18 protein-coding genes and 2 pseudogenes are annotated in these 24,401 nt (G+C 72.0%); 13 read left to right on the top strand and 7 right to left on the bottom strand.

Going from position 1 to position 24,401, the window contains the following annotated elements; all coding sequences use genetic code 11:
- Positions 1-39: 39 nt before the first annotated feature.
- The 3 genes and pseudogenes from ACFOW4_RS09415 to ACFOW4_RS09405 all read right to left on the bottom strand — a co-directional run bounded on the left by ACFOW4_RS09415 (position 40) and on the right by ACFOW4_RS09405 (position 3,861).
- Entirely contained in the window at positions 40-1,293 is a 1,254-nt protein-coding gene (locus tag ACFOW4_RS09415) for a phosphatidylserine decarboxylase (RefSeq protein ID WP_377526332.1), read from the bottom strand.
- Between the two features lie 487 nt (positions 1,294-1,780).
- A pseudogene (locus ACFOW4_RS09410) lies at positions 1,781-2,041 on the bottom strand (hypothetical protein); the annotation flags it as partial.
- Positions 2,038-3,861, bottom strand: a complete 1,824-nt coding sequence (locus tag ACFOW4_RS09405; RefSeq protein WP_377526331.1) for a PspC domain-containing protein — start codon at positions 3,859-3,861, stop codon at positions 2,038-2,040. The gene ACFOW4_RS09405 and the pseudogene ACFOW4_RS09410, both read right to left, overlap by 4 nt.
- Positions 3,862-4,055: 194 nt before the next feature.
- Between ACFOW4_RS09405 and ACFOW4_RS09400 the strand changes: the two genes are divergently transcribed.
- From ACFOW4_RS09400 to ACFOW4_RS09365, 8 genes are all read left to right on the top strand, one after another.
- Positions 4,056-5,321 (top strand): PspC domain-containing protein, encoded by a 1,266-nt coding sequence (locus ACFOW4_RS09400; protein ID WP_377526329.1) that lies wholly within the window; start codon positions 4,056-4,058, stop codon positions 5,319-5,321.
- Positions 5,322-5,323: 2 nt separating this feature from the next.
- On the top strand, positions 5,324-6,010 hold the full coding sequence (locus tag ACFOW4_RS09395) for a response regulator (RefSeq protein WP_377526560.1): 687 nt from the start codon (positions 5,324-5,326) through the stop codon (positions 6,008-6,010).
- A gap of 191 nt (positions 6,011-6,201) precedes the next feature.
- Entirely contained in the window at positions 6,202-7,377 is a 1,176-nt protein-coding gene (locus tag ACFOW4_RS09390) for a thioester domain-containing protein (RefSeq protein WP_377526328.1), read from the top strand.
- A 672-nt stretch (positions 7,378-8,049) separates the two neighbouring features.
- Entirely contained in the window at positions 8,050-9,690 is a 1,641-nt protein-coding gene (locus tag ACFOW4_RS09385) for an ABC transporter substrate-binding protein (RefSeq protein ID WP_377526326.1), read from the top strand.
- A gap of 148 nt (positions 9,691-9,838) precedes the next feature.
- A complete protein-coding gene (locus ACFOW4_RS09380) occupies positions 9,839-10,765 on the top strand; it encodes an ABC transporter permease (protein WP_377526325.1) in 927 nt (308 codons plus the stop codon).
- Positions 10,758-11,735: an ABC transporter permease gene (locus ACFOW4_RS09375; RefSeq protein ID WP_377526323.1), complete on the top strand. Its 978-nt coding sequence runs from the start codon at positions 10,758-10,760 to the stop codon at positions 11,733-11,735. Before ACFOW4_RS09380 ends, ACFOW4_RS09375 begins: the two co-directional genes overlap by 8 nt.
- 26 nt (positions 11,736-11,761) lie before the next feature.
- Positions 11,762-12,790: an ABC transporter ATP-binding protein gene (locus tag ACFOW4_RS09370; RefSeq protein WP_377526558.1), complete on the top strand. Its 1,029-nt coding sequence runs from the start codon at positions 11,762-11,764 to the stop codon at positions 12,788-12,790.
- On the top strand, positions 12,783-13,796 hold the full coding sequence (locus ACFOW4_RS09365) for an ABC transporter ATP-binding protein (RefSeq protein WP_377526322.1): 1,014 nt from the start codon (positions 12,783-12,785) through the stop codon (positions 13,794-13,796). Before ACFOW4_RS09370 ends, ACFOW4_RS09365 begins: the two co-directional genes overlap by 8 nt.
- A gap of 138 nt (positions 13,797-13,934) precedes the next feature.
- On the opposite strand, the pseudogene ACFOW4_RS09360 reads toward ACFOW4_RS09365, so the two are convergent.
- Positions 13,935-14,198, bottom strand: a pseudogene (locus ACFOW4_RS09360) (chorismate mutase); the annotation flags it as partial.
- A gap of 520 nt (positions 14,199-14,718) precedes the next feature.
- On the opposite strand from ACFOW4_RS09360, the gene pcrA reads away from it, so the two are divergent.
- A complete protein-coding gene (gene pcrA / locus ACFOW4_RS09355; RefSeq protein WP_377526320.1) occupies positions 14,719-17,136 on the top strand; it encodes a DNA helicase PcrA in 2,418 nt (805 codons plus the stop codon).
- An 87-nt stretch (positions 17,137-17,223) separates the two neighbouring features.
- On the opposite strand, the gene ACFOW4_RS09350 is transcribed toward pcrA, so the two are convergent.
- Both ACFOW4_RS09350 and ACFOW4_RS09345 read right to left on the bottom strand, forming a co-directional pair.
- Positions 17,224-17,985 (bottom strand): M23 family metallopeptidase, encoded by a 762-nt coding sequence (locus ACFOW4_RS09350; protein ID WP_377526319.1) that lies wholly within the window; start codon positions 17,983-17,985, stop codon positions 17,224-17,226.
- Between the two features lie 272 nt (positions 17,986-18,257).
- Positions 18,258-18,965, bottom strand: coding sequence for a M23 family metallopeptidase (locus ACFOW4_RS09345; protein ID WP_377526317.1), 708 nt, complete (start codon positions 18,963-18,965; stop codon positions 18,258-18,260).
- A gap of 433 nt (positions 18,966-19,398) precedes the next feature.
- Between ACFOW4_RS09345 and ACFOW4_RS09340 the strand changes: the two genes are divergently transcribed.
- From ACFOW4_RS09340 to sucD, 3 genes are all read left to right on the top strand, one after another.
- Entirely contained in the window at positions 19,399-19,803 is a 405-nt protein-coding gene (locus ACFOW4_RS09340) for a cobalamin B12-binding domain-containing protein (RefSeq protein ID WP_377526316.1), read from the top strand.
- Between the two features lie 432 nt (positions 19,804-20,235).
- The gene (gene sucC, locus ACFOW4_RS09335; protein WP_377526314.1) at positions 20,236-21,414 is read left to right on the top strand and encodes an ADP-forming succinate--CoA ligase subunit beta; all 1,179 of its coding nucleotides are present in this window, start codon (positions 20,236-20,238) and stop codon (positions 21,412-21,414) included.
- 2 nt (positions 21,415-21,416) lie between these two features.
- On the top strand, positions 21,417-22,304 hold the full coding sequence (sucD, locus tag ACFOW4_RS09330; protein WP_377526313.1) for a succinate--CoA ligase subunit alpha: 888 nt from the start codon (positions 21,417-21,419) through the stop codon (positions 22,302-22,304).
- Positions 22,305-22,552: 248 nt separating this feature from the next.
- On the opposite strand, the gene ACFOW4_RS09325 is transcribed toward sucD, so the two are convergent.
- Positions 22,553-22,831 (bottom strand): DUF4190 domain-containing protein, encoded by a 279-nt coding sequence (locus tag ACFOW4_RS09325; protein ID WP_377526311.1) that lies wholly within the window; start codon positions 22,829-22,831, stop codon positions 22,553-22,555.
- 200 nt (positions 22,832-23,031) lie between these two features.
- On the opposite strand from ACFOW4_RS09325, the gene ACFOW4_RS09320 reads away from it, so the two are divergent.
- Complete coding sequence (locus ACFOW4_RS09320) at positions 23,032-24,318, top strand: DUF6350 family protein (RefSeq protein WP_377526310.1); 1,287 nt, start codon at positions 23,032-23,034, stop codon at positions 24,316-24,318.
- Positions 24,319-24,401: the final 83 nt, after the last annotated feature.

Here is a 24,401-nt window from a genome sequence, read left to right as displayed (position 1 = left end):
GGGCGCCGCGATCCGCGGCGCCCCTTTTCGTCGTCCTGCTCAGCGCCAGCGGGCGATGACCGTGGAGCCGCCGACCACCTTGTCGCCCGGCCCGACCAGCGGGTCCGCGGCCTCGGCGGGCAGGTAGACGTCCGTCCGCGAGCCGAACCGGATCAGACCGAACCGCTCACCCTTCGCCAGCAGCGCGCCGATCGGCGCGCGCTGCACGATCCGGCGGGCGATCAGCCCGGTGCGCTGCGCGACCACCACCGTGCCGTGCGTGGTGTCCAGCACCGTGTACGCCGCCACGTTGTGCTCGGCGTCCGGCTTCATGGCGTTGACGAAGCCACCGTCGGCCACGAAGTAGTCGACCACCTTGCCGGCCACCGGCGCCCGGTTGACGTGTACGTCGAGCACCGACAGGAAGACCGCGACCCGCAGCCACTCACCGTCGCCGAAGCGCTCGTCGTGCAGCCGCTGCACCGACAGCACCTGCCCGTCCGCGGCGGCGACCACGGCCGTCGGGTCCTCCGGCACGTCCCGTTCCGGGTCCCGGAAGAACGCGGCGACCGGACCGGCGGCGAGCGCCGGCAGCAGCCAGAGCTTGGAGGAGGGGCGGACCACACGGGCCAGCGCGGCCAGGCCGATCGTGATGCCCGCCGCGGCCACACCGTTGGAGTCGATGTGCATGCCGCGGGTCAGCGGCACGCTGGACGGCCGGTGGGCCGGGGCCAGCCGGTTCGCTGCGGCCGGGCCCGCCGGGGTGAACCGCAGCCGGTACACCCGCACCGGCGGGCTGTTGCGCAGCACCAGGTCGGCGCCGACGCCGTAGAGGGCGTCCTGCCGGGCCAGCTCGGCCGCGGCACCGGCGGTACGGCCCGGCGTGGCGGTGGTCGCCACGCTGAGTACCGCGCCGTCGGCGAGGTACTTGGACAGGCCCTCGATCCCGCCACGGGTCTCGTCGGCCGTGCCGGTGAACGGCTCGCCGACGATCACCACCTCGGCGGGCTCGGCCTCGGCCAGGGAGTCGACCACGCGGACCCGGTCGGCGACCCACCGGCCCTGGGCGGTGACGTGTTCGCGGAGCACGGCGGCGCTGGACGTCTCGGCGGCGACCACGGTGAGCCGGTCACCGGGGAGCAGTGCCTCGATCGCCGCGGCCAGCACCGCGGACTCCGGGCTCGCGCCGACCAGCAGGGCGGCCTTCGGATCGTTGATCCGGGCCAGCTCGGTGACGAGCGTGCGGGCTGCTCGCTCGCCGATGCGGACCGGACCGGACCGACCGGGGGTACGCACGGCGGGGGACTGGGTCATGTCGGACGGGCTCCTGACGGGGGTAGACACTTCAATCGCGGCGGGGCCGCCACGGCGGGACGGGCCGGCCGGCGGAGTGCGAGATCTCCACCGGCCAGCATAAGCGCCCGCCCGCGGCGGTGGCACCGCCGTGGCTCTCGGGCGGTCAGTGATCCCGCCGTGGACCGTCCACCTCGTCCCCCGGTCGGTCTCCGCCCGACACCGGGGGAAGCTTCTCGGTGGGCCGGTCGGCGGAGACCTCCGTCGTCGGATCGGAGTCGCCGAGGGGCAACTCGGCCGTGGCCCCCTCACCCGTCGCCCCGCCGGAGGCGGCTTCGGTCCGCGCCGTGGTGCTGTGCGCGAGCCAGGCCGGATGGATCGCGTCGGCCGGCGCCGTGGCCGGATCCGTCCAGGTCGGCGGCGCGTCCCAGGCCGTGCCCTCCGCGTCCGACGCCGATCGGCCGGTCGCCGAGGTGGACGGGCCGGCCCCCGAGGTGGGCAGGTCGGCGCCGGAGGTGGGGAAGTCGGCGGCGGAGGCGGGGTCGGCGGGCGCCTCGGCCGGCGGGTTCGCGGTCGGGCTGGCGGGCCGGCCGGAGCGCAGCGCACCGACCAGCCCCAGGACCCCGATCACGATCAGCGCCCCGGCCAGGAACCAGCCGACCGGCGGCAGGGCCAGCCCGAGCAGCTGGGCGAGCAGCCACCACGCGGAGAGGGCCAGGAAGACCAGCCCGAACGCGAACGACACCAGGTCCGTACGGTGAGCCTTCACCGGGTCACCTCCAGGTTTCCGGCATTGACGTGGATGTACAGGCGCAGCGTGCCGCCGCCGGCACCGTCCGCGCCGAAGTCGGTGATCTCCCGCTGCCGGCCGTCCAGTCCGCCGGAGCGGTTGCCGAAGATCGTGGCGTCGCCCGCGTTGACGTCGGCCACCGTGGTCACGTCCACGTTCGGTGGCACGACCACGGTCGCCTTACCGAAGTTGACGGCGACGGTCACCTGGCTCTCCCGCTTGTTGAAGTCGATCGCCCGCAGGTCGAGCACCGCGTCACCGAAGCTGTTCTCGTACCGGTCGGCCAGGTCGCGGTGGTCGGTGGGCGCCCAGGTGACCGCCCCGTCGACGCCCCGGATCCGGTCGTACGACTCGGCCACCGTGGCCACCCCCAGCGCGGCGGCGGTCACCAGCCCGAGCGCGATCAGCCAGCGCGCCCGGCCGAACCAGGTGCCGACCAGCAGCCCGAGCCCGATCGTGGCCAGCGCGGCGGCGAAGTACCCCGACGCGCCCACCTCGAAGACGTCCAGCAGGTCGAGCAGCCCGACCACGCCGAGGGCCAGGAAGATCAGCGAGAAGGTCACCCCGCCGAGCGGCGAGCGCTCCCGGGGGCGCTTCGGCGGCTTCGGAGGCCGCTTGAGCTGGGGAGGCAGCGGGGGCGGAGAGGCGTACGGACCGTGCGGGGCGAACGGAGGCCGGTAGCCGGACGGCAGCGGCGCGGTGGCCGGGTAGCCGCCCGGGTACGGCGTACCGACCGGCGGGGTGCCCGTCGTGGGCGCCGAGGGCCACCCGCCGGTGGCCGTCGCGGTGGTGGGCCAGCCCGGCGCGGTGGGCGCGGGAGCGGCGGGTGGCCAGCCCGGCGCCGCGGCCGGCTGCCCGGAGACCGGCGCCGGGGCGGACAGCGGGCCCGCGCCGCTCGTCGCGGAGACAGGCTCGGTGCCGTACACCGGGGTCGCGCCGGAGACCGTCTCCGCGACGACCGGTGTGGGAAGGGTCGGCGGCACGGCGTACGCCGGGTTGCCGCCGGCCAGGGGCGCGTCGGCCAGCCCGCCGGTGGGCGGCGCGGCAGCGCGCTCGGGCGCCGGCCACGCCACCGGCGGCACCGGCCCGGCGGGTGGGGCACCGGGTGGCACCGGGCCACCCGGCGCGGCCAGCTGCGGGCCCCGGCTGTCCCGGTTGAGCAGCAGCGCGCCGCCGATCAGGATCGCCGCGCCGAGCAGCACCGCGCGGAAGGCGTCCGTGACGATGTAGCCGAAGCTCACCGCGACCAGGATGCCCAGCACGATCACGGTGACCGGCGACATGCTGGAGCGGCCGCGACCGAGCATCGACTCGACCGGGGAGGCGGTGTCGCCCTCGCCCGGGATGATCAGCCAGGCGGCGACGTACACCAGGATGCCGATGCCGCCGAAGAAGCCGAGCACCGCGAGCAGCACCCGCCAGAGCACCGGGTCGGTGTTGGTCGCCCGGCCGATCGCCGCGCAGACCCCGGCCAGGTACCGCCCCTCGCGGGGCCGCACCAGCCCGTACCGGGAGGTGAAGCCGGTACCGCCCAGCGGCGCCGACGGACCCGGACCACCGGGCGGCGGAGGCGGCGTGCCTCCGGCCCCGCCCGCCGGACGGCCGGCGGTGTCCGCGCCGTACCCGGCGCCGGGCGCGAAGGAGCCGGCGCCGGCCGGGCCGGTGCCGGAGTCGCCGGTGGGCGGGCCGAACGTGGTGGGCTCGGTCCAGCCGGCTGGCGTGGCGGCCGGCGGGGGCGGGGGTGGCCCGCCCGGTTGTGCCGACCCGGGACGGGGTGGCGGGGCAGCTTCCTCGGTCATGCCTCGATCCTGCTGCCCGGTCCGCCCGAGCGACCTCAGGATGCGACCCTGACGCCACCCTGAGATCCGGGCGGCGGGAATGTCGGGGGCGTCCCCGTGGTCGGGCGACGCCGCTGCGTGTGACGATCGAACCCGGCACGCGGCCGGTACCCACAGCCCGACCGCGCCGGCCGCCGTCCGGCGCCGCGCCGCCCATGACCAGGGAGCCTGCGATCACCACCGTGACCCCGCCACCGCGCCTCTACCGCGCCCCCGAGCACCGGATGGCCGCCGGTGTCGCCGCCGGCATCGCCGACCACCTCGGCATCTCGGTGCTGCGGGTACGCGTGGCGTTCATGGTCCTGCTCGGGCTGAGCGGGCTGGGTCTGCTGCTCTACGCCGCCTTCTGGGCGGTGGTGCCGCTGCGGCCCGGCAACACCGCGACGCCGGCCCGGCGGGACGTCGCCCAGCTGCTGCCGTTCGTGGCGATCGGCCTCGGTGTCCTGCTGGTGCAGGTGCTGGTCTTCGACTCGGTGGGCGCGGCGGGCACCGCGGGCTGGCTGGTCGCCATCATCGCGGTCGGCGCCGGGGTGATCTGGCACCAGTCGGCGCCCGAGCGGCGACGGCAGTGGGGCGAGACGATGCCGGTGCCCTGGCTCGGCGCGGTCGTCGAGGAGAGCGACCGGCGGGCCTTCGTCCTCCGCTTCATCGGCGGCGGCGTGCTGGTCGCGGTCGGCATCATCGGCGTCGCGGCGGTCTACTCGCCGGCGCAGAACTTCGATGCCGTGATCAACGGCGTGATCTTCGCGCTGGTCGGCCTGGCCGGCGTCGGCGTGGTAGCCGCGCCGGTGCTGTGGCGGACGTACAACCAGCTCCGCTCCGAGCGTGAGGGGCGCATCCGCGAGCAGGAGCGGGCCGAGTTGGCCGCCATGGTGCACGACCAGGTGCTGCACACGCTGGCCCTGATCCAGCGCAACGCCAGCGACGTCAAGACCGTGCAGCGGCTGGCCCGGGGGCAGGAGCGTTCGCTGCGCAACTGGCTCTACAAGCCGACCGCGTCGCCGAGCGAGCGCTTCGCCGCCGCCCTGGAGCAGGCCGCCGCCGAGGTCGAGGACACCTTCGCGATCACCGTCGAGGCGGTGGTGGTCGGCGACCGGGAGACCGACGAGCGGGTCGGGGCGCTGGTCGCCGCCGCGCGCGAGGCGCTGGTGAACGCGGCCCGGCACGCCGGGGTGCAGACCGTTTCGCTCTACGCCGAGGTGGAGCCCGATCAGGTCAGCGTCTTCGTCCGGGACCGGGGAGCGGGCTTCGACCCGGATACCGTGGAGGACCACCGGCACGGCGTACGCGGCTCGATCATCGGGCGCATGAAGCGACACGGCGGGCGGGCCGAGATCCGGTCCGGGCCGGGGGAGGGGACCGAGGTCCGGTTGATCCTGCCGATCTCCCGGGACTCGTCCGCAGCGGAGAGGAACAGATGACCATGGCCGAGCAGTCGATGGACCCGGTGGAGCCGGTGGACGCCCGCCCCGAGCGGCTGCGGGTGTTCCTCGTGGACGACCACGCGATGTTCCGCGCCGGCGTCCGCGCGGAGCTGGGTGCCCACGTCGAGGTGGTGGGCGAGGCGAGCACGGTGGCCGAGGCGGTCAGCCGGATCGCGGCCGTCGGCCCGGACGTGGTGCTGCTCGACGTGCACATGCCCGACGGCGGTGGGCGGGCGGTGCTGGAGGCGATGCGGCGGACCCACCCGCAGGTCAAGTTCCTGGCGCTGAGCGTCTCGGACGCGGCGGAGGACGTCATCGGGCTGATCCGGGCCGGCGCGCGGGGCTACGTCACCAAGACCATCTCCCCGGACGAGCTGGCGGCGGCGATCCGCCGGGTCGCCGACGGCGACGCGGTGTTCAGCCCCCGGCTGGCCGGGTTCGTGCTGGACGCCTTCGCGGCCCGGCCGGACGCGCCGGTGGCCGACCCGGAGCTGGACCAGCTCACCAACCGCGAGCGCGAGGTGCTGCGGCTGCTGGCCCGGGGGTACGCGTACAAGGAGATCGCCAAGGAGCTGTTCATCTCCATCAAGACGGTGGAGACGCACGTGTCCAACGTGCTGCGCAAGCTCCAGATGTCCAACCGCTACGAGCTCTCCCGCTGGGCGGCGGACCGCCGGCTGGTGTGATCCACTCCTCTCCTCCGTCATTTGGGACACATGCGACGGATGCCGCCGTTCGGGGCTGACAAACGATCAATCGTCGTCACATAATGCCCCGTCGCGTTTCCGCGCGTGGGTGCCGTGCATCCCGCGGAGACGGGCGACGCACGCAGGTTCGCGTGTGCGTTACACCCCTGGGGAGAGGTGCACCAATCGTGATGTTCGGAGAACGAGGACGGCGCTGGGCGCGGATCGCCCTGGCGACCGTGGCCGGTGGCGTGCTGACGGTCGGCGTCGCCGGCCCGGCGTCCGCCGACGCCTCGGCCACCGGCGTGGCCAAGGCGGTCGCCGGCACCAGCGTGACGCTGAAGCTGGACAGCAAGCACCGCACCACGTCGGCGCTCGCGCTGGAGATCGACGGCAAGCAGGTGCCGGCGTTCTGCATCGACTACCGCACCAACGTCAAGCTGGACGGGAAGTACGAGGAGGGCACCTGGGGCGAGTCCCAGGTGAAGAACCTCGGCAAGGTGCAGTGGGTGCTCACCCACGGCTACCCGAACGTTAAGGCCGACGCGCTGCTCGCCGCCGCCGGCGCCACCCTGCCGGCGCAGCTCGACGAGAAGCGGCGGGACACGCTGCTGTACTTCGGCACGCAGACCGCGGTCTGGCACTTCAGCGACGGCATCGAGCTGGGCGACTGGGAGCAGAACCTGCTCGACCAGCAGCAGTACGACGTGATCCAGCGCGTCCGCAACTACCTGGTCGCGAACGCCACCGACCAGCCGGAGCCGCGGGCCGAGCTGACCGTCGACCCGGCCACGGCCAGCGCCACCGTCGGCGGGAAGGCCGGCCCGTTCACGGTCAAGGGCCCGGCCGGTGCCATCACCGTCGCCACCACCGGCGGCGCGGCCGTCGACGCCGAGGGCAAGCCGGTCACCACGACCACCAACGGCGGGCAGTTCTGGCTGGCCGCGGAGGGTGCCGGCTCGGTCACCGTGACGGTGACGGCGCAGGATTCGGTCTCCTTCGGCCGGGTGTTCCTGTTCACCGGTGGCACGGCGGCGCAGAAGCTGATCCTCGGTGGCAGCACCGGCGCCACGGTCACCGCGAAGGCCAGCGCGGCGTTCGCCGCCGCCCCGTCGCCGTCGGCCTCCACCCCCACGCCGACCGCGACCCCGAGCGCCTCGGCGTCGCCGGCCGCCCCGTCGGCCTCGGCTTCGCCCTCGACGCCGGCCAGCCCGGCCCCGTCGACGTCGCCGGCGAGCAACGGCGGCGGCCTGCCGCTGACCGGTTCGCCGATCGCCACGGCCGCGACCGTGGGCGTCCTGCTGCTCGCCGCGGGTGCGGTGGCCGTCCTGCTGGTCCGCCGCCGGAAGGTCCGCTTCACCGCCTGATCCACCCCGTTGCAGCGCCGGCCCCGGCAACCGCGAGTGCGGAAGTCGGGGCCGGCCGCCGTTCCGGGGCTGCACGGTGCCGTCGGCGTCGCCCGGGTGGAGAGCAGACGAACGATCTCCGCGCCCTCGTCCACCCAGCCGACGATGGCGTCCGCGCAGCCGACGTCGACATCATCCGGATGGGCAAATACGGCCAGCGTGCGGCCGACATCGGAGGGCGCCGGAGCGGACGCGGACAAGGTCACAGGCCCCGACGGCAGGTGAAGCCGCGAGGTACGGCTGGACCGTGTCTTTCCTGCTCAGAGCGGCACGAGCCAACCCCTTTATGATCATTTTTCAAGTATCGGCAACGTGGCAGGCAACTAACGGCTTGATAACGGCACCTTCACGGAAGCGGCCAGTGAGTGTCACAGTGGCAGCACCTCACCCTCGGTGTGTGGCACTCCGTACGGCCTGCGACCACGGCCTCCGCTCTCGGGCGGCGGTTCGTGGCCGTGACGCCTGCGCCGTGCCGGGCTCCGGGGTGAGGAGCCCGGCGGATCGGTACATCAGGGGTGTCCCGACTTCCCCGCGGTGCTGACCACCCGCTCCACGGGGTGGTCGGGCGGTGTCACCCCAGACGTGCGTGAAACCCACGACGGAACCAGTTTTAGAAAGAGGAGGCCCCTCGGAATGAGAGTCTCGAAGCGGGCGACGAGCGCCATCGCGCTCAGCGCGGCCGCCGCGCTGGTCGCGAGCGGTTGCTCGAGCGGCGACAGTGGCGACGGCGACGCCGCCGCCAGCAAGGACGGTTCTATCGTCATCCACGGCGTTCAGCCGGAGAACCCGCTGGTCCCGTCGAACACCACGGAGACCGGTGGCGGCAAGGTCATCGACTGGCTGTTCACCGGCCTGGTCGAGTACCCGAACGACGGTGGGGCGCCGCGCAACGCGCTGGCCGAGTCCATCGAAACCAAGGACTCCAAGGTCTTCACCATCAAGATCAAGAAGGGTACCAAGTTCCACGACGGTACCGAGGTGAAGTCGAAGAACTTCGTCGACGCCTGGAACTGGGCTGCCTACTCGCCGAACGGCGCGCAGAACGGCTCCTTCTTCGCCGACATCCAGGGCTTCTCGGAGACCTACACCGAGGACCCGGACGGCGAGGGCCCGCAGAAGGCCCAGAAGCCGGCCAAGGACAAGATGTCCGGCCTGAAGGTCATCGACGAGCAGACCTTCGAGGTCACCCTCTCGGCGCCGACCGCGGTCTTCCCGACCAAGCTCGGCTACAGCGCCTTCATGCCGCTGCCGGACGCGTTCTTCACCCAGAAGCCCGAGGAGTTCGGCAAGAAGCCGATCGGCAACGGCCCGGTGAAGTTCGTGTCGTGGGAGGACAACGTCCTCATCAAGCTGACGCGCTTCGACGACTACAACCTTCGCGACAAGATGAAGATCAAGGACGTCGACGTCAAGCTGTACCAGGACGAGAACGCCGCGTACAGCGACCTGATCGCGAACAACCTGGACTTCATGGAGACGGTCCCCACCTCGGCGCTCGCCGGTGACAAGTGGAAGACCGACCTCGGCGACCGGGGCATGAACACGACCACCCCGTCGACCGCGTTCATCGGGTTCCCGATCTACGACAAGCGCTTCCAGAACGCCAAGCTGCGCCGCGCCGTGTCGATGTCGATCAACCGGCAGGAGATCTCGGACAAAATCTTCTTCGGTACCCGCAAGCCGGCCGACAGCTGGGCGAACCCGCTGACCCCGGGCGCCAAGCCGGGCAACTGCACCGCGTGCGCGTTCAACGCGCAGGAGGCCAAGAAGCTCCTGGCCGAGGCCGGTGGCTTCCAGGGCGAGATGGTCTTCTACTACAACGCCGACTCCAGCCACAAGGACTGGATGGACGCCGTTGCGCAGCAGGTCAAGACCAACCTGGGCATCAACGCCCGGGCCGAGGGCGTCCCGACCTTCGCGGTCTTCCGCCAGAACATCAACGCCCACAAGATGAACGGCCCGTACCGCGCTGCCTGGCAGCAGGACTACCCGGACGTGGAGAACTGGGTCAACCCGCTCTACGTCAAGGGTGGCTCCTCCAACGACGGCCTCTACAGCAACCCTCAGGTCGACGCTGCCGCCAAGGCTGCCAGCGCCGCCCCGAGCCTGGAGGCCTCGCACGAGCAGTTCGCCAAGGTGGTTGAGATCGTCGACCAGGACGTCCCGACCATCCCGGTCTACTTCTACGGTCAGCAGTCCGGCCACTCGGAGAAGATCAAGAAGCTCGAACTGAACAACGTCGGCGAGCTCGACATCACCTCGGTCGAGCTCTGATCCGAACGGTCTGACCCCGGGTCGGGCTCGCCACACAAGGTGAGCCCGGCCCGGGGCCGTTCCGCGAGTGGGTGTTACAACATCACCTCGCCACGTTGTCACCACCGTGTCGGCCGTCCGACGCGCCCCCTGTCTGGAGGACCACCCCATGGGCCGTTATCTGTTGAGACGGCTGCTCCAACTCGTGCCGGTGTTCATCGGTACGACCTTCATGATCTACACGCTCGTCTGGGCCGTCCCGGGCGATCCGTTCGCCGGCAAGTGCGGTGAGCGGCGCTGCCCGGACCAGTACATCGCGTTCATGACCGAGAAGTACCACCTCGACCAGAACATCTTCGTGCAGTACGCCAACTACATGAAGAACCTGCTCCAGGGCGACTTCGGCCAGACGTTCTCGCAGCGCGAGATCAGCGACATCATCGCCACGGCGTACCCGAACACCCTGAAGCTTGCCGTCGTGGCGCTGGCCATCGAGGCCGTGATCGGTCTGACCGCCGGTGTCCTGAGCGGTCTGCGGCGCAACGGCTTCCTGGACAACCTGGTCCTGGTCTCCTCGCTCTTCCTGATCGCGCTGCCGGTCTTCGTCATCGGCTTCGTGCTCCAGTGGCTGCTGGGCGTGCAGTGGGGCATCATCAAGCCGACCGTCTCCTCCGAGATGCGGTTCTCCGAGCTGATCGTGCCGGGCTTCGTGCTCGGTAGCGCGTCGGTGGCGTACATCGCCCGGGTTGCCCGCACGAGCATCGCGGAGAACCGCCGCGCGGACTACGTACGGACCGCCATCGCCAAGGGCCTGCCCATGCGGCGGGTGGTGGGTGTGCACCTGCTGCGCAACTCGCTGATCCCCGTGGTCACCCTGCTCGGCACCGACCTCGGTGCCCTGATGGGCGGCGCGATCGTCACCGAGGGCATCTTCGGCATCAACGGAATCGGCCGCCAGGTCTTCCGCGCGATCGTCACCAAAGAGAGCGCTACCGTGGTAGGCATCGTGGTCGTCCTGGTGCTGGTCTATCTCGTGATGAACCTGCTGGTTGACCTGCTCTACGCCGCCCTGGACCCGAGGATCCGCTATGAGTGACCCAAGTGCCGCATCGATCGTCAGCACTCCCCGCGCCGAGGCGCCGAACGAGATCGGTGCCCCCACCAACGCGGGGCTGCCCGAGAACGCCCGCAAGGAGAAGCCCCGCGGTCTGCTCGGCGACGCCTGGCGCGACCTGCGCCGCAAGCCGCTGTTCTGGATCTCGGCCACGCTGATCGTCATCTTCCTGCTGATGGCCGCCTTCCCGTCGCTGTTCGCCCCGGGTGACGCGGTCAACGGCGCGCTGTCGCGCAGCCTGGAGAAGCCGTCCGGCAACGGCTGGTTCGGCTTCGACCAGCAGGGCCGTGACGTCTACGCCCGGGTCATCTACGGTGCCCGTGCCTCCATCGTGGTCGCCGTGCTCTCCGTGCTCGGCACCCTGCTGGTCGGTGGTGCCATGGGCATCATCGCCGGCTACCGCGGTGGCTGGGTGGACGGTCTGCTCAGCCGGATCGCCGACGTGTTCTTCGGGCTGCCCTTCGTGCTCGGCGCGATCGTCATCCTGACCACGTTCAACGGCTCGGGCAGCAGCAACAGCAAGGCGCAGATCATGGGCCTGGTGACCGTCTCCCTGATCGTGCTGAGCTGGCCGGTCGTGATGCGGCTGATGCGCTCCTCGGTGCTGGCCACCAAGGAGGCCGACTACATCGTGGCGGCCCGTGCGCTGGGTGCCGGCAACGGCCGGATCATCCTCAAGCACCTGCTGCCGAACTGCCTGGCCCCGCTGCTGGTCTACGGCACGATCATGGTCGGTTCGTTCATCGGTGCCGAGGCGACGCTGTCGTTCCTGGGCGTCGGCCTGCGGTCGCCCGTGGTCTCCTGGGGCATCATGATCAGCGACGGGCAGCAGTTCATCCGGGTCGCCCCGGGTCTGGTGTTCTTCCCCGCCGCGTTCCTCGTCACTGCCGTGCTGAGCTTCGTGATGCTCGGTGAGGCGGTCCGCGAGGCCCTCGATCCGAAACTCCGCTAGGGGAGATCCAGTTGTCCGACATTCTCGTGTCCGAGCAGTCCGCGCCGGGACCCGGCGGGTCCGGACGTCCCTCCGGCCGGCTGCTCGAGGTCGACGACCTGCGGGTGGAGTTCCGCACCCGGGACGGCGTCGCAAAGGTCATCAACGGGGTCACGTACCACGTCGACGCGGGGGAGACCCTCGCCGTGCTCGGCGAGTCCGGCTCCGGCAAGAGCGTCACGGCGCAGACCATCATGGGCATCCTCGACACCCCGCCCGGTCACGTGACCGGCGGGCAGGTCCGCTTCCACGGCAGGGACATGCTGCGCATGTCCAACGAGGACCGTCGCCGCATCCGCGGCGAGGGCATCGCGATGATCTTCCAGGACGCGCTCTCCGCCCTGAACCCGGTCTTCACCGTCGGGTTCCAGATCGCCGAGCAGTTCCGGATCCGTCGCGGCATGAGCCGATCGGACGCCAAGAAGCGTGCGATCGAGATGCTCGACCAGGTCAAGATTCCGAACGCCAAGGGCCGGTTCAGCAACTACCCGCACCAGTTCTCCGGCGGTATGCGGCAGCGCGCGATGATCGCGATGTCGCTGGCGCTCGACCCGGAGGTGCTGATCGCCGACGAGCCGACCACCGCGCTCGACGTGACGGTGCAGGCCCAGATCATGGACCTGCTCGGCGAGCTGCAGCGTGAGCGGCAGATGGGCATGATCCTGATCACCCACGACCTCGGCGTGGTCGCCGACGTCGCGGACCGGATCGCGGTCATGTACGCGGGCCGGATCGTCGAGGAAGCCGACGTGTACGACCTGTACGCCAAGCCGGCGCACCCGTACACGATGGGTCTGATCGACTCGATCCCGCGGATGGACGAGAAGGGGCAGCAGCTCCGGACGATCAAGGGCCTCCCGCCGAACCTGATGAACATCCCGCCGGGCTGCCCGTTCAACCCGCGCTGCCCCATGGCTCAGCCGGTCTGCCGGGAGAAGGTTCCGCCGCTGCTGCAGGTCGGCAACGCCCGGGCCAGCGCCTGCCACTTCGCCGAGGAGCTGGTGAACCGTGTCTGAGAACATCATCGAGGTCAATGACCTGGTCAAGCACTACCCCGTCACCCAGGGTGTGGTGTTCAAGAAGACCGTCGGTCAGGTCAAGGCGGTCGACGGGGTCTCGTTCGGCCTGCGCGCCGGTGAGACGCTCGGCGTGGTCGGCGAGTCCGGCTGCGGCAAGTCGACGCTCGCCCGGGTGCTGATGAACCTGGAGAAGCCGACCGCCGGCAGCGTGCTCTACAAGGGCCAGGACATCTCCAAGCTCTCCGGGGGCGCGCTGCGTCGGCTCCGCCGGCAGATCCAGCTGGTCATGCAGGACCCGTACACCTCGCTGAACCCGCGGATGACGGTCGGTGACCTCATCGGTGAGCCGTTCGAGATCCACCCGGAGGTGGCGCCGAAGGGCAGCCGCCGGGGCAAGGTCAAGGAGCTGCTCGACCTGGTCGGGTTGAACCCGGAGCACATCAACCGGTACCCCCACCAGTTCTCCGGCGGCCAGCGCCAGCGCATCGGCATCGCCCGGGCGCTCGCCCTGCGGCCCGAGGTCATCGTCTGTGACGAGCCGGTGTCGGCCCTGGACGTCTCCATCCAGGCCCAGGTGATGAACCTGCTGGAGCAGCTGCAGGGCGAGTTCGGCCTGTCGTACGTGTTCATCGCGCACGACCTGTCGGTGGTCCGCCACCTGTCGGACCGGGTCGCCGTCATGTACCTCGGCAAGATCGTCGAGATCGGCACCGAGGACGAGATCTACGAGCGGCCGACGCACCCGTACACCCAGGCGCTGCTGTCGGCGGTGCCGGTGCCGGACCCGACGCAGCGGCACAACAAGACGATCATCCGGCTCACGGGTGACGTGCCGTCGCCGGTCAGCCCGCCCTCGGGCTGCCGGTTCCGGACCCGCTGCTGGAAGGCGCAGGACGTCTGCGCCGAGCAGGTGCCGCTGCTGGAGATCCGGCGCGACTCGGACCACCCGAGCGCCTGCCACTTCGCGGAGAAGCGCGAGATCGTCGCCACCCACGAGGTGTGATCCACCGGAACCGCCTGCCGACGTCTTCGGACGCCGGCAGGCGGTTTTCCGTATGTCCCGGGGCGTGGCGACGCCGCGCCATCGGCCGCGTGCCACGCCCGGATGATCCGGCTGCGACGACCAGCGGACGTGCGGCCGTCACAGCGGGCCGCGGCCGGCCCGTAGCAGTAGCAGCGCCAGCTGGGTGCCGTCGGCGCCGAGCGCCGCCCGGAAGCGCTCCAGGATCTCCCGCTCCCGGGAGAGCACCAGCCGGGTGCCGCCGGAGGCCATCCGGGTCGCCCCCACCTCCTGGGAGAGCGCGGCCCGTTCCTGCCAGAGCGTGATCAGCGCGTGGTCGATCTCGTCGATCCGTTCCCTGATGTGCACGATCCGGGCCGCCGCGGTCGGCTCCGCGGTGCCGGTCCTGGCCTCGACCGGCCCACCGGCCTCGACCGCCGAACCGCCCGAACCGGCCTGCGGCGCCTGCTGCGGACCGCCGCTGCCGACCGGTGGCGTCGCACCCGGCGACCCATCGTCCGGTCCGGTGCCGTTCGTCGTCGGCCGCTCCGCGCCCGACCGGGCCAGGCTGCCGCTCTGCTCCGCCACGTCTGTCATCATCGGGTACCCCTCGCACTGTGGTGCCCGGTGCCCGGATCCCGGGACGAAAAAAGCCCCGGACTCCAGGAGCCCGGGGCTTTTCGCAGGTCTGATCGATCAGGCGCGACCTACGGCTGCCGGACTCCCGGTGCCGTAGTAAAAGTAGTAGCGCTGACCGAACACGCCGTTGAGTATGCCCACGCCGACACCGGGCGCGCAAGCGGTTCGCCGCGACGGCACCCGCCGGAGGCGCCGGGCCCGGCGATCACCCGGCCCTCCGGGGCGCGCGGTCGCTGGGCGTGCGCCGTCGGGAAGTGTCCGGCGGGCGGCATAGACTCGCCGTGCGATGCATCCTCTCTTCGACATCCCCGCCTCCCCGCCCGCGCCGGAGTCCGCGCCGGAGTCCGCGCCGGCCCGTCCGCACCGGCCCGGGTCGGCCGCCGTGCGCCTCGATCCGCAGCAGCTCCTCGAAGGGCTGAACGGGCCGCAGCGCGACGCCGTCACCCACGCCGGCTCACCGCTGCTCATCGTGGCCGGGGCCGGCTCCGGCAAGACCCGGGTGCTCACCCACCGGATCGCCTACCTGCTGGCCGCGCGGGAGGTGCACCCCGGCGAGATCATCGCGATCACCTTCACCAACAAGGCCGCCGGCGAGATGAAGGAGCGGGTGGCCGCGCTGGTCGGCCCGCGGGCCCGTTTGATGTGGGTGTCGACGTTCCACTCCGCCTGCGTCCGGATCCTGCGCGCCGAGCACGAGCACGCCGGCCTGAAGTCGACGTTCTCGATCTACGACGCGGACGACTCACGCCGGCTGATGCAGCTGGTCGCCCGCGAGCTGGATCTCGACCCCAAGCGCTACCCGGCGCGCGGGCTGGCCGCGCAGGTCTCCAACCTGAAGAACGAGCTGGTCGACCCGGAGCAGTTCGCCGAGCGGGCCAAGGGCCCCAACGAGCGGGCGCTGGCCGAGGCGTACACGCTCTACCAGCGCCGGCTGCGCGAGGCGCACGCGCTGGACTTCGACGACCTGATCATGACGACGGTGCACCTGCTCCAGTCCCACCCGCACGTCGCGGAGAGCTACCGCCGGCGGTTCCGGCACGTGCTGGTCGACGAATACCAGGACACCAACCACGCCCAGTACATCCTGATCAAGGAGCTGGTCTCGGGCACCGAGGGGGTGGAGCCGGCGGAGCTGTGCGTGGTCGGCGACGCCGACCAGTCGATCTACGCGTTCCGGGGCGCGACGATCCGCAACATCCTGGAGTTCGAGCGCGACTACACCGACGCCCGGACGATCCTGCTGGAGCAGAACTACCGCTCCACCCAGACGATCCTCAACGCGGCGAACGCGGTGATCGACCGCAACACCTCCCGCAAGCCCAAGCGGCTGTGGAGCGACGCCGGCGCCGGTGAGCAGATCGTCGGCTACGTGGCCGACACCGAGCACGCCGAGGCGGACTGGGTGGCCCGGGAGATCGACCGGCTGGTCGACGCCGACGAGACCCGTCCCGGTGACGTCGCCGTCTTCTACCGCACCAACGCCCAGTCCCGTGTCTTCGAAGAGGTCTTCATCCGGGTCGGGCTGCCCTACAAGGTCGTCGGCGGGGTGCGCTTCTACGAACGCAAGGAGGTCCGCGACGCGCTCGCGTACCTGCGGTCGGTGGTCAACGACGACGACACGGTGAGCCTGCGCCGGGTGCTGAACACCCCGCGCCGCGGCATCGGTGACCGGGCCGAGGCGTGCGTCGAGGCGCTCTCCAGTCGGGATCGGATCTCCTTCGGCGCGGCGCTGCGCCGGGCCAGGGAGGCCCCGGGCATCTCGACGCGGGCCGCCAACGGCATCGCCGACTTCGTCGCGCTGCTCGACGGCGCCCGGGAACTGGCCGAGACGAGCACCCCGGAGGAGGTGCTGGAGGCGCTGCTGACCCGTTCGGGCTACCTGACCGAGCTGGAGGAGAGCCTCGACCCGCAGGACGCCGGCCGGGTGGACAACCTCCAGGAGCTGGTCAGCGTCGCCCGGGAGTACACCGAGCGGATCGAGGCGCTGGGCGCCGACGGGGAGCGGGCCACCCTGGCCGGGTTCCTGGAGCAGGTGGCGCTGGTCGCCGACGCCGACCAGATCCCCAGCGACGACCCCGAGCACCAGGGCGTGGTCACCCTGATGACCCTGCACACCGCCAAGGGGCTGGAGTTCCCGGTGGTCTTCCTGACCGGGCTGGAGGACGGCGTCTTCCCGCACCTGCGCTCCCTGGGTGACACCCGGGAGCTGGAGGAGGAGCGCCGGCTGGCGTACGTCGGCATCACCCGGGCCCGGCAGCGGCTCTACCTCTCCCGGGCGGTCACCCGCTCGGCCTGGGGGCAGCCGGCCTACAACCCGCCGTCGCGGTTCCTGGAGGAGCTGCCGACGGAGCTGGTGCACTGGGAGCGCACCGAAGGCTCGTACACCTCGTGGGCCGGCGGGGGCGGCGGCGTCGGTGGGCGCGCGGACCGCGTGCCCGGCGGGCGCGGCGGCTTCACCGGGGGCACGCCGAAGGCGGCGCAGCTCGCCCAGCGGCTGGGGGTGGACGGCAGCCGGCTCACCACGGCCAGCGAGCTGCCGCAGGGGCCGAAGGTGGCGGCCGGGGACCGGGTCAACCACCAGCGCTACGGGTTGGGCCGGGTGGTCGCCGTCGAGGGGCACGGCCCGGGCGCTCGCGCGCAGATCGACTTCGGTGACCAGACGATGTGGCTGGTGCTGCGACACGCCCCGATCGACAAGCTCTGACGCCCTCGCGCCGGGCGAGGAACGGGACCGACGGAAAGAGTGGCCTCCGGTGCTGCCGAGGCCACTCTTTCCTGGTACGCGGTCGGTTCAGCAGCCCAGGTCGACGCCGTGGGCCCGCATGAACGGCGCCGGGTCGATCTGGTTCCACATGCCCTGGTGCACCTCGAAGTGCAGGTGCGGGCCGGTGGCGTCGCCGGTGGCGCCCTCGTAGCCGATCACCTGGCCGGCCTTGACCTTCTGCCCCACCGTGACCGCGATGCGGCTCTGGTGGGCGTAGTGCGTCAGGTAGCCGTTGCCGTGGTCGACGAAGACCGAGTTGCCGTACCCGTCGGCGGCGTCACCGGCCTGGACGACGGTGCCCGCCGCCGCGGCGTGGATCGGGGTGCCGGACGGCAGCGCGAGGTCGATGCCGGCGTGCAGGGTGCCCCAGCGCTGCCCGTAGCAGGAGGTGACGGCGGCGCCCGGCATCGGGTCGACCCAGGCCGGGGTGGGCCTGGTGGTCTTCCTGGGCTTCGGCTTCGCGGTGGCCGTCTTCGTCGGGGCGGGGGTCGGGCTGGCCTTCGACGGGCTCGGGGAGGCGCTCGCCGCGGGGGTGGCCGGCGCGGTGGTCTCGCGGGCGGAGCGGTCCGCGCGGCTGGCGGCCTGGGCGCGGGTCTGCGCGTCGAGGGAGACGGCGGCCGGTGCCGGCTGGTCCGAACCGGTGGTGGCCACGGCGACGCCGGTCAGCCCGAGGGCGACCAGGGCGGCCGCGCCGATCACCACCCCACGGGTACGCCGGCGGGTGTTCGGTCGCGGGAGGACGGTGGTGTCGGGGGTGTTCTCGTTCTGGATGGGGCTGTCTTCCTGCACGGCGGACCTTCACAGTCGAGGGGCACTTGACCTCGAAATACTGGTGTCGGCCCGAGCCGAGCCGGGTAGGGGGACCGAGCGCGCCGCCCCGGCGCCGGCCGCTCCCTGCCCGGATATGACCGTTCCTGTGACGTTCCGTCCCGAAAGCGATCCTGGCTCGCCGTGTCGCCGGTCACAGTCTTCGCTGTGGCCCGGGTTACATTCGCCCGATCCCGGCCACGAAAAACCGCCCGGATCGGCCGATCCGGGCGGTCAACGGGCGATGCGCAGCGTCAGGACGCGGCTACCTCGCTGTAGATTGCCTCGACTTGCAGCTTGATGTCCACTCCGCGGTCCTGGAGGAACGGCACCGGGTCGATCGGCTGGCCCTTGACATGGATCTCCAGGTGCAGGTGCGCACCGTAGGAGTGGCCGGTGTTGCCCACCAGGCCGAGCTGGTCGCCCGCCTTGACCTGCTGGCCTTCCTTGACGCTCACGGCGGAGGAGTGCCCGTAGATGGCCTCGCTGCCGTCGGCGTGCTGGACGATCACCGCGTAGCCGTAGCCGCCGAACCAGCCGGCCTTGGTGACCAGACCGTCGTGGATCGCCACGTACGGCGTGCCCTCGGCGGAGACCAGGTCGACGCCGGTGTGCAGCTTGCCCCAGCGCATCCCGTACGGGGAGTTGAAGTCGTAGCCCTGCAGCGGCAGCAGCCAGACCTCGGGCTCGGCCGCGTCCTTGCCCCGGCTGTCGCGGGAGGCGCGATCGGCGGTGTCGGCGCGGGCCGCCACGTCCTGGCTGGTGATCGAGGCCTGCTTGAGCTCGTCGAGCACCGTCGGGCTGACACTCTTGGCGTCCGGCAGGGCGCCCGCGCCGAGCGCGACGACACCGGCTCCGACGAACGCGGTGGTGACGACGGCGGCGTAACGGCTACGCGGCGGGGTGGGTACGCGGCGGCGACCGCGATATCTATCGGGCTCAGACGACAGGCGCTGGCGCACGCACACCCTCCGTTGTCGGGGTTCCGAAGCGGCCGGTGCACGTTCGTGAAGCTCCGGTGAACGTCCGCTGGCCGCGTCGTCACCCGTCCATGGACCTGATGACAACCGTGGACACGTTAGCCAACCACCAGGCGAGTCACAAGCCAGACCGCCGAATTGGCGTGTCGATCTGTCCTTTTGCGTCCAAGATTGTCACGCATCGTGGCGTCGTTCGGTGCCCTCGTTACTGTCCGTTCGTCGCCGAGCGTGACCGAAGTGGCGGAGTCGTCCGGCTTGACGGCGCGGCCCACCCCCGCCCGCTCCACGTCCTTCGGCGGTCACCTCCGCGGCGGTCCACCCGTCCCGGGTTCCCGGCCCGGATTTCCCGGCCCCGGCCCGCCGGGTTACCGTTCGTTCAGGTGAAGGCCGTAAAGCCGGTGAAAGGTGTGCGTTGATGAGCTCTCGTATTCGGGTCGTCGTCGCCAAGCCAGGCCTGGACGGCCACGACCGGGGCGCCAAGGTGGTCGCGCGCGCCCTGCGTGACGCCGGCATGGAGGTCGTCTACACCGGCCTGCACCAGACGCCGGAGCAGATCGTGGAGACCGCCATCCAGGAGGACGCCGACGCGGTCGGCCTCTCCGTGCTCTCCGGCGCGCACATGACGCTCTTCCGGCGGGTGCTGGAACTGCTCGGCGAGCGGGACGCGCGGGACATCGTCGTCTTCGGCGGCGGCATCATCCCCGAGGCGGACATCCCCGAGCTGCAGAAGCTGGGCGTCGCCAAGATCTTCACGCCGGGCGCCACCACGCAGTCGATCGTCGAGTGGGTCCGGCAGAACGTCGCGCAGCCGGTCGGCTGAGGCACGGCCGGACGGGTCGTCGGACGGGTCTGCGGGCACGGGGGAGGGGCCGGACGCACCCCTCACACGTCCGGCCCCTCTATGCACGATGCCCCGCCGCCACCCCTCGACCGACAGGGCATCGGCCGTCTCCCGTCTTCGCGCTGCATCAGCGCTCCGACACCTGACTCAACGACGCCCCGGCGGGCGGGTTACGCAGCCCCGACAACATCGCCCGGACGGCTGACACCCACGTGTCGCGGTGGCAACCGGCCCCCTCCGGCGCCCGGTTGTGCATTACCGCACACCGCGCACCCGCTCGGTTGCCGGCGGTGCCCACCTCGCTAGGCTGCCGCCAATGGCCTGTTTCGAGTGATGACAGGCGTCAAACTGTTTTCGAACGCTGGTGGCGGCGCGACGGCGCGCCGCGGAGACGGGACGGGACGCGCAATCGTGGACCTGTACGAGTACCAGGGGCGGGACCTGTTCGAGCGGCACGGCTTGCCCGTGCTGGCCGGCGGCGTCGCCACTACCCCGGAGGAGGCCCGCGCGATCGCCGAACGCCTCGGCGGTCGGGTGGTCGTCAAGGCGCAGGTGAAGGTCGGTGGCCGCGGTAAGGCCGGCGGCGTCAAGCTGGCCGAGGGCGCGGAGGAGACGGTGGCCCGGGCCACCGACATCCTCGGCATGGACATCAAGGGTCACACCGTCCACAAGGTCATGATCACGGTGACCGCGGACGTGGCCGAGGAGTACTACTTCTCGTACCTGCTCGACCGGGCGAACCGCACCTTCCTCTGCATCGCCAGCGTCGCCGGCGGTATGGACATCGAGCAGGTCGCCGCCGAGACCCCGGAGCGGGTGGTCAAAGCCCCGATCGACGCGAACACCGGTGTCGACGAGGCCAAGGCGCGGGAGATCGTCACCGCCGCCGGCTTCCCGGCCGAGGTTGCCGACCAGGTGGTCGAGGTGGCCGTCGGCCTGTGGCGGGCGTTCGTCGCCGAGGACGCCACCCTGGTCGAGGTGAACCCCCTCGCCAAGAACGGGGACGGGCGGCTGCTGCTGCTCGACGCCAAGATCACTCTGGACGAGAACGCCGCGTTCCGGCACCCGGACCACGAGGCGCTGGTCGACCAGGCCGCGGTGGACCCGCTGGAGCAGGCCGCCAAGGCCAAGGACCTCAACTACGTCAAGCTCGACGGCGAGGTCGGCATCATCGGCAACGGCGCGGGTCTGGTCATGTCGACCCTCGACGTGGTCGCGTACGCCGGTGAGCGGCACGGCAACGTCAAGCCGGCCAACTTCCTCGACATCGGCGGCGGCGCGAGCGCCGCGGTGATGGCCAACGGGCTGGAGATCGTGCTCTCCGACCCGGCGGTGAAGAGCGTGTTCGTCAACGTCTTCGGCGGCATCACCGCCTGCGACGAGGTCGCCAACGGCATCATCCAGGCGCTGGCCCTGCTGGAGCAGCGCGGCGAGCGGGTCACCAAGCCGCTCGTCGTCCGGCTCGACGGCAACAACGCCGAGGCCGGCCGGGCGATCCTGGACGGCGCGAACAACCCGCTCGTGCAGCGGGTGGACACGATGGACGGTGCGGCCGAGCGGGCCGCCGAGCTGGCGGCTGCGGGGGTCTGATCATGGCTATCTGGCTGACCAAGGACTCGAAGGTCATCGTTCAGGGGATGACCGGCTCCGAGGGTTCCAAGCACACCCGGCGGATGCTGGCCGCCGGCACCAACGTGGTGGGCGGCGTCAACCCGCGCAAGGCGGGTCAGAAGGTCGACTTCGACGGCACCGAGCTGCCGGTCTTCGCCTCCGTCGCGGACGCCATGAAGGAGACCGGGGCCGACGTCACGGTCATCTTCGTGCCGCCGCAGTTCACCAAGGGCGCCGTGGTCGAGGCGATCGACGCCGCGATCCCGCTGGCCGTGGTGATCACCGAGGGCGTGCCGGTGCACGACACCGCCGCGTTCTGGGCGTACAACCTGGCGCAGGGCGAGCGCACCCGGATCATCGGGCCCAACTGCCCGGGCATCGCCTCGCCGGGCGCCTCCAACGCCGGCATCATCCCGGCCGACATCACCGGCTCCGGCCGGATCGGCCTGGTCAGCAAGAGCGGCACGCTGACCTACCAGATGATGTACGAGCTGCGCGACATCGGCTTCTCGACCTGCGTCGGCATCGGTGGTGACCCGATCATCGGCACCACCCACATCGACGCCCTCAAGGCGTTCGAGGCCGACCCGGAGACCGACGCCATCGTGATGATCGGCGAGATCGGCGGCGACGCCGAGGAGCGGGCCGCCGAGTTCATCAAGGCCAACGTCACCAAGCCGGTGGTCGGCTACATCGCCGGCTTCACCGCGCCGCCCGGCAAGACCATGGGTCACGCCGGTGCGATCATCTCCGGCTCGGCCGGCACGGCCGAGGCGAAGCAGGCGGCGCTGGAGGCGGTCGGGGTCAAGGTCGGCAAGACGCCGACCGAGACCGCCAAGCTGATGCGGGAGATCATGTCCGCGCGCTGAGCGAAGCTCACCCGAGGGGGTCGACCGAACTGGTCGACCCCCTCGTGCGTACGCGGCCCACTCCGTGGGCTGTCGGCCGTGCTGAGGCTGGAACGGCTCCACGCCGACCACGCCCGCCCTGCCGGCCTTCGAGCGGGAGAAGCGCGCGCCTGGTGCGCCCGGCCGCGGGCGTTCCACCCTCGTCAGCGACGGGATGGTCGGTGGGCGCCCGGCCTGCGGTACCGGCGGTGGCTGACGCTCCGTCCGGATCAGTCGTTGTTCCAGAACGGGTAGTTGCCGGTGGCGTTGAGGATGGCGCCACCGATGATGTTGATCACCCCGAAGGCGACGGCCAGGTAGCCGAGCACCGGCGACCTGCCGTTGCGCCGGGCGTCGCGGATGGACAGGTATCCGAAGATGATGCCCAGCACGCCGCAGCAGATCAGACCGAGCACGATGCCCAGCACACCCCAGAGCGTGGTGCGGTCCGCGCCCACCCGTGGTGGTGGCGGGGGCGCCGGATACGGCGGCGGGTACGGAGTGCTCACGGCTTCCTCCGGGCGATGGTGGGCGGCGGCGGGCCGGCCCGGGCCGCGACCCCGGTCCCGACGCCGGCGGTGGCGACGGTCGTCTCCTGGGCCGAGGCTAGACCGGACCGGGCCGCCCGGACCGGGGATCGGCGAACTCGCCGCAGTTCCCCGGGGTTATCGGACTGCCGCTGCCCGCGCGGCATGCCAGAGTAGAGCGGATGTCCCCCGTCACCCCTGACCATCCCAGCCGTTCCGGCGGTCTCAGCGCCGACGAACGGCCGGTCGACCGCGCCGCGCCGCGACGGCGGGTGCCCGCCCCCCGCGACGGTGGGTCGCCGCGCGGGCGGGCACCGCTGGCCGTCGCCGCCGGGGTGGCCGCCGGCTGGGCGGCGCTCACCTCGTACCTGCCGGTCGCCGTGGTGCTCGGCCTGGTCCAGCTCGGCGAAGGCCCTGCCACGCTGACCGGCACCCTGCGCACCGCGCTGGCCGGCTGGCTGCTCGGGCACGGAGTCCCGCTGCGCACCGAGGCCGGCCCGTTCGGGCTCGTCCCGCTGGCGCTCACCGTGCTCGCGCTCTGGCGACTGACCCGCGCCGGCGTGCACGTCAGCCGCGCGATCGGCGCCCGCGGCACCCGGTCACCGCGCCGGGCGCTGACCGCCGCCGGCGCGGTCGGTGTCGGGTACGCGCTGCTCGGCGCGTTCGCCGCGCTGCTGGTCGGCACCGGTGGCGCGGACGTGTCCCCGCTGCGGGCGGCGGCGACGTGCGCCGTGGTCGGTGCGCTCGGCGCGCTGGTCGGCGCCGCCCGGATCACCGCCGTCACGGAGCTGCTCGCCACCCGGATCCCGCCGGCCCTGCGCGACGGCGTGCACACCGGCCTGGTGGCCGGGCTGCTGCTGCTCGGCGCGGGCGCCGGCGCGGCGGGCCTCGCGGTCGCGACCGGGGGTGGGGACGCGGCCGACATGATCGGGGCGTACCGCACCGGGGTGGCCGGGCAGGCCGGGATCACCCTGGTCAGCCTCGCCTACGCGCCGAACGCCGCGATCTGGTCGACCAGCTACCTGCTCGGGCCCGGGTTCGCCGTCGGCACCGACACCGCGGTACGCACCAGCGAGGTCTCGGTCGGCGCGCTGCCGGCCGTACCGTTGCTCGCCGGCCTGCCGCGCGGCCCGATGGACGGCCTCGGCGCCGGGCTGCTCGCCATCCCGGTGCTGGTCGGGATGGTCGCCGGCTGGCTGCTCACCCGTCGGCTGGTCCGGCTCGCCGCCCAGGAGCGCGCGGTGCCGCGCTGGGGTCTGCTGCTCGCCTCGGCGGCGGCGGCCGGCCCGGTGGCCGGGGTGCTGCTCGGCGCGGCGGCCGCGATCTCCGGCGGGCCGCTCGGCGGTGGCCGGCTGGCCGAGGTCGGGCCGGTGGCCTGGCAGGTGGGGCTGGTGACGACCGCCGTCGTCGCGGCCGGGGCGCTGCTGGGCGCCGCCGCGACCCGGGTACTCACCCGGGCCCCCGCGTAGCCCGCCGGCCCTCGGGACCGATCCGCGCCGGAGCGGCGGACACGACGCCGTGCGGACCGGACACGACGCGGGGCGCCCCGGAA

It is taken from the genome of Micromonospora sp. GCM10011542, assembly GCF_042650685.1.
Taxonomy (GTDB): Bacteria; Actinomycetota; Actinomycetes; order Mycobacteriales; family Micromonosporaceae; genus Micromonospora.
This window is presented reverse-complemented; position numbering and strand designations above follow the sequence as displayed.

Excerpts from the sequence above, each read along its gene's own strand:
- ACFOW4_RS09395 (WP_377526560.1), top strand. The coding sequence starts at position 5,324 with ATGGCCGAGCAGTCGATGGACCCGGTGGAGCCGGTGGACGCCCGCCCC.
- ACFOW4_RS09375 (WP_377526323.1), top strand. The coding sequence starts at position 10,758 with ATGAGTGACCCAAGTGCCGCATCGATCGTCAGCACTCCCCGCGCCGAG.
- ACFOW4_RS09340 (WP_377526316.1), top strand. The coding sequence starts at position 19,399 with ATGAGCTCTCGTATTCGGGTCGTCGTCGCCAAGCCAGGCCTGGACGGC.
- ACFOW4_RS09390 (WP_377526328.1), top strand. The coding sequence starts at position 6,202 with ATGTTCGGAGAACGAGGACGGCGCTGGGCGCGGATCGCCCTGGCGACC.
- ACFOW4_RS09415 (WP_377526332.1), bottom strand. The coding sequence starts at position 1,293 with ATGACCCAGTCCCCCGCCGTGCGTACCCCCGGTCGGTCCGGTCCGGTC.
- ACFOW4_RS09320 (WP_377526310.1), top strand. The coding sequence starts at position 23,032 with ATGTCCCCCGTCACCCCTGACCATCCCAGCCGTTCCGGCGGTCTCAGC.
- ACFOW4_RS09405 (WP_377526331.1), bottom strand. The coding sequence starts at position 3,861 with ATGACCGAGGAAGCTGCCCCGCCACCCCGTCCCGGGTCGGCACAACCG.
- ACFOW4_RS09380 (WP_377526325.1), top strand. The coding sequence starts at position 9,839 with ATGGGCCGTTATCTGTTGAGACGGCTGCTCCAACTCGTGCCGGTGTTC.
- ACFOW4_RS09400 (WP_377526329.1), top strand. The coding sequence starts at position 4,056 with ATGACCAGGGAGCCTGCGATCACCACCGTGACCCCGCCACCGCGCCTC.
- ACFOW4_RS09385 (WP_377526326.1), top strand. The coding sequence starts at position 8,050 with ATGAGAGTCTCGAAGCGGGCGACGAGCGCCATCGCGCTCAGCGCGGCC.
- pcrA (WP_377526320.1), top strand. The coding sequence starts at position 14,719 with ATGCATCCTCTCTTCGACATCCCCGCCTCCCCGCCCGCGCCGGAGTCC.
- sucD (WP_377526313.1), top strand. The coding sequence starts at position 21,417 with ATGGCTATCTGGCTGACCAAGGACTCGAAGGTCATCGTTCAGGGGATG.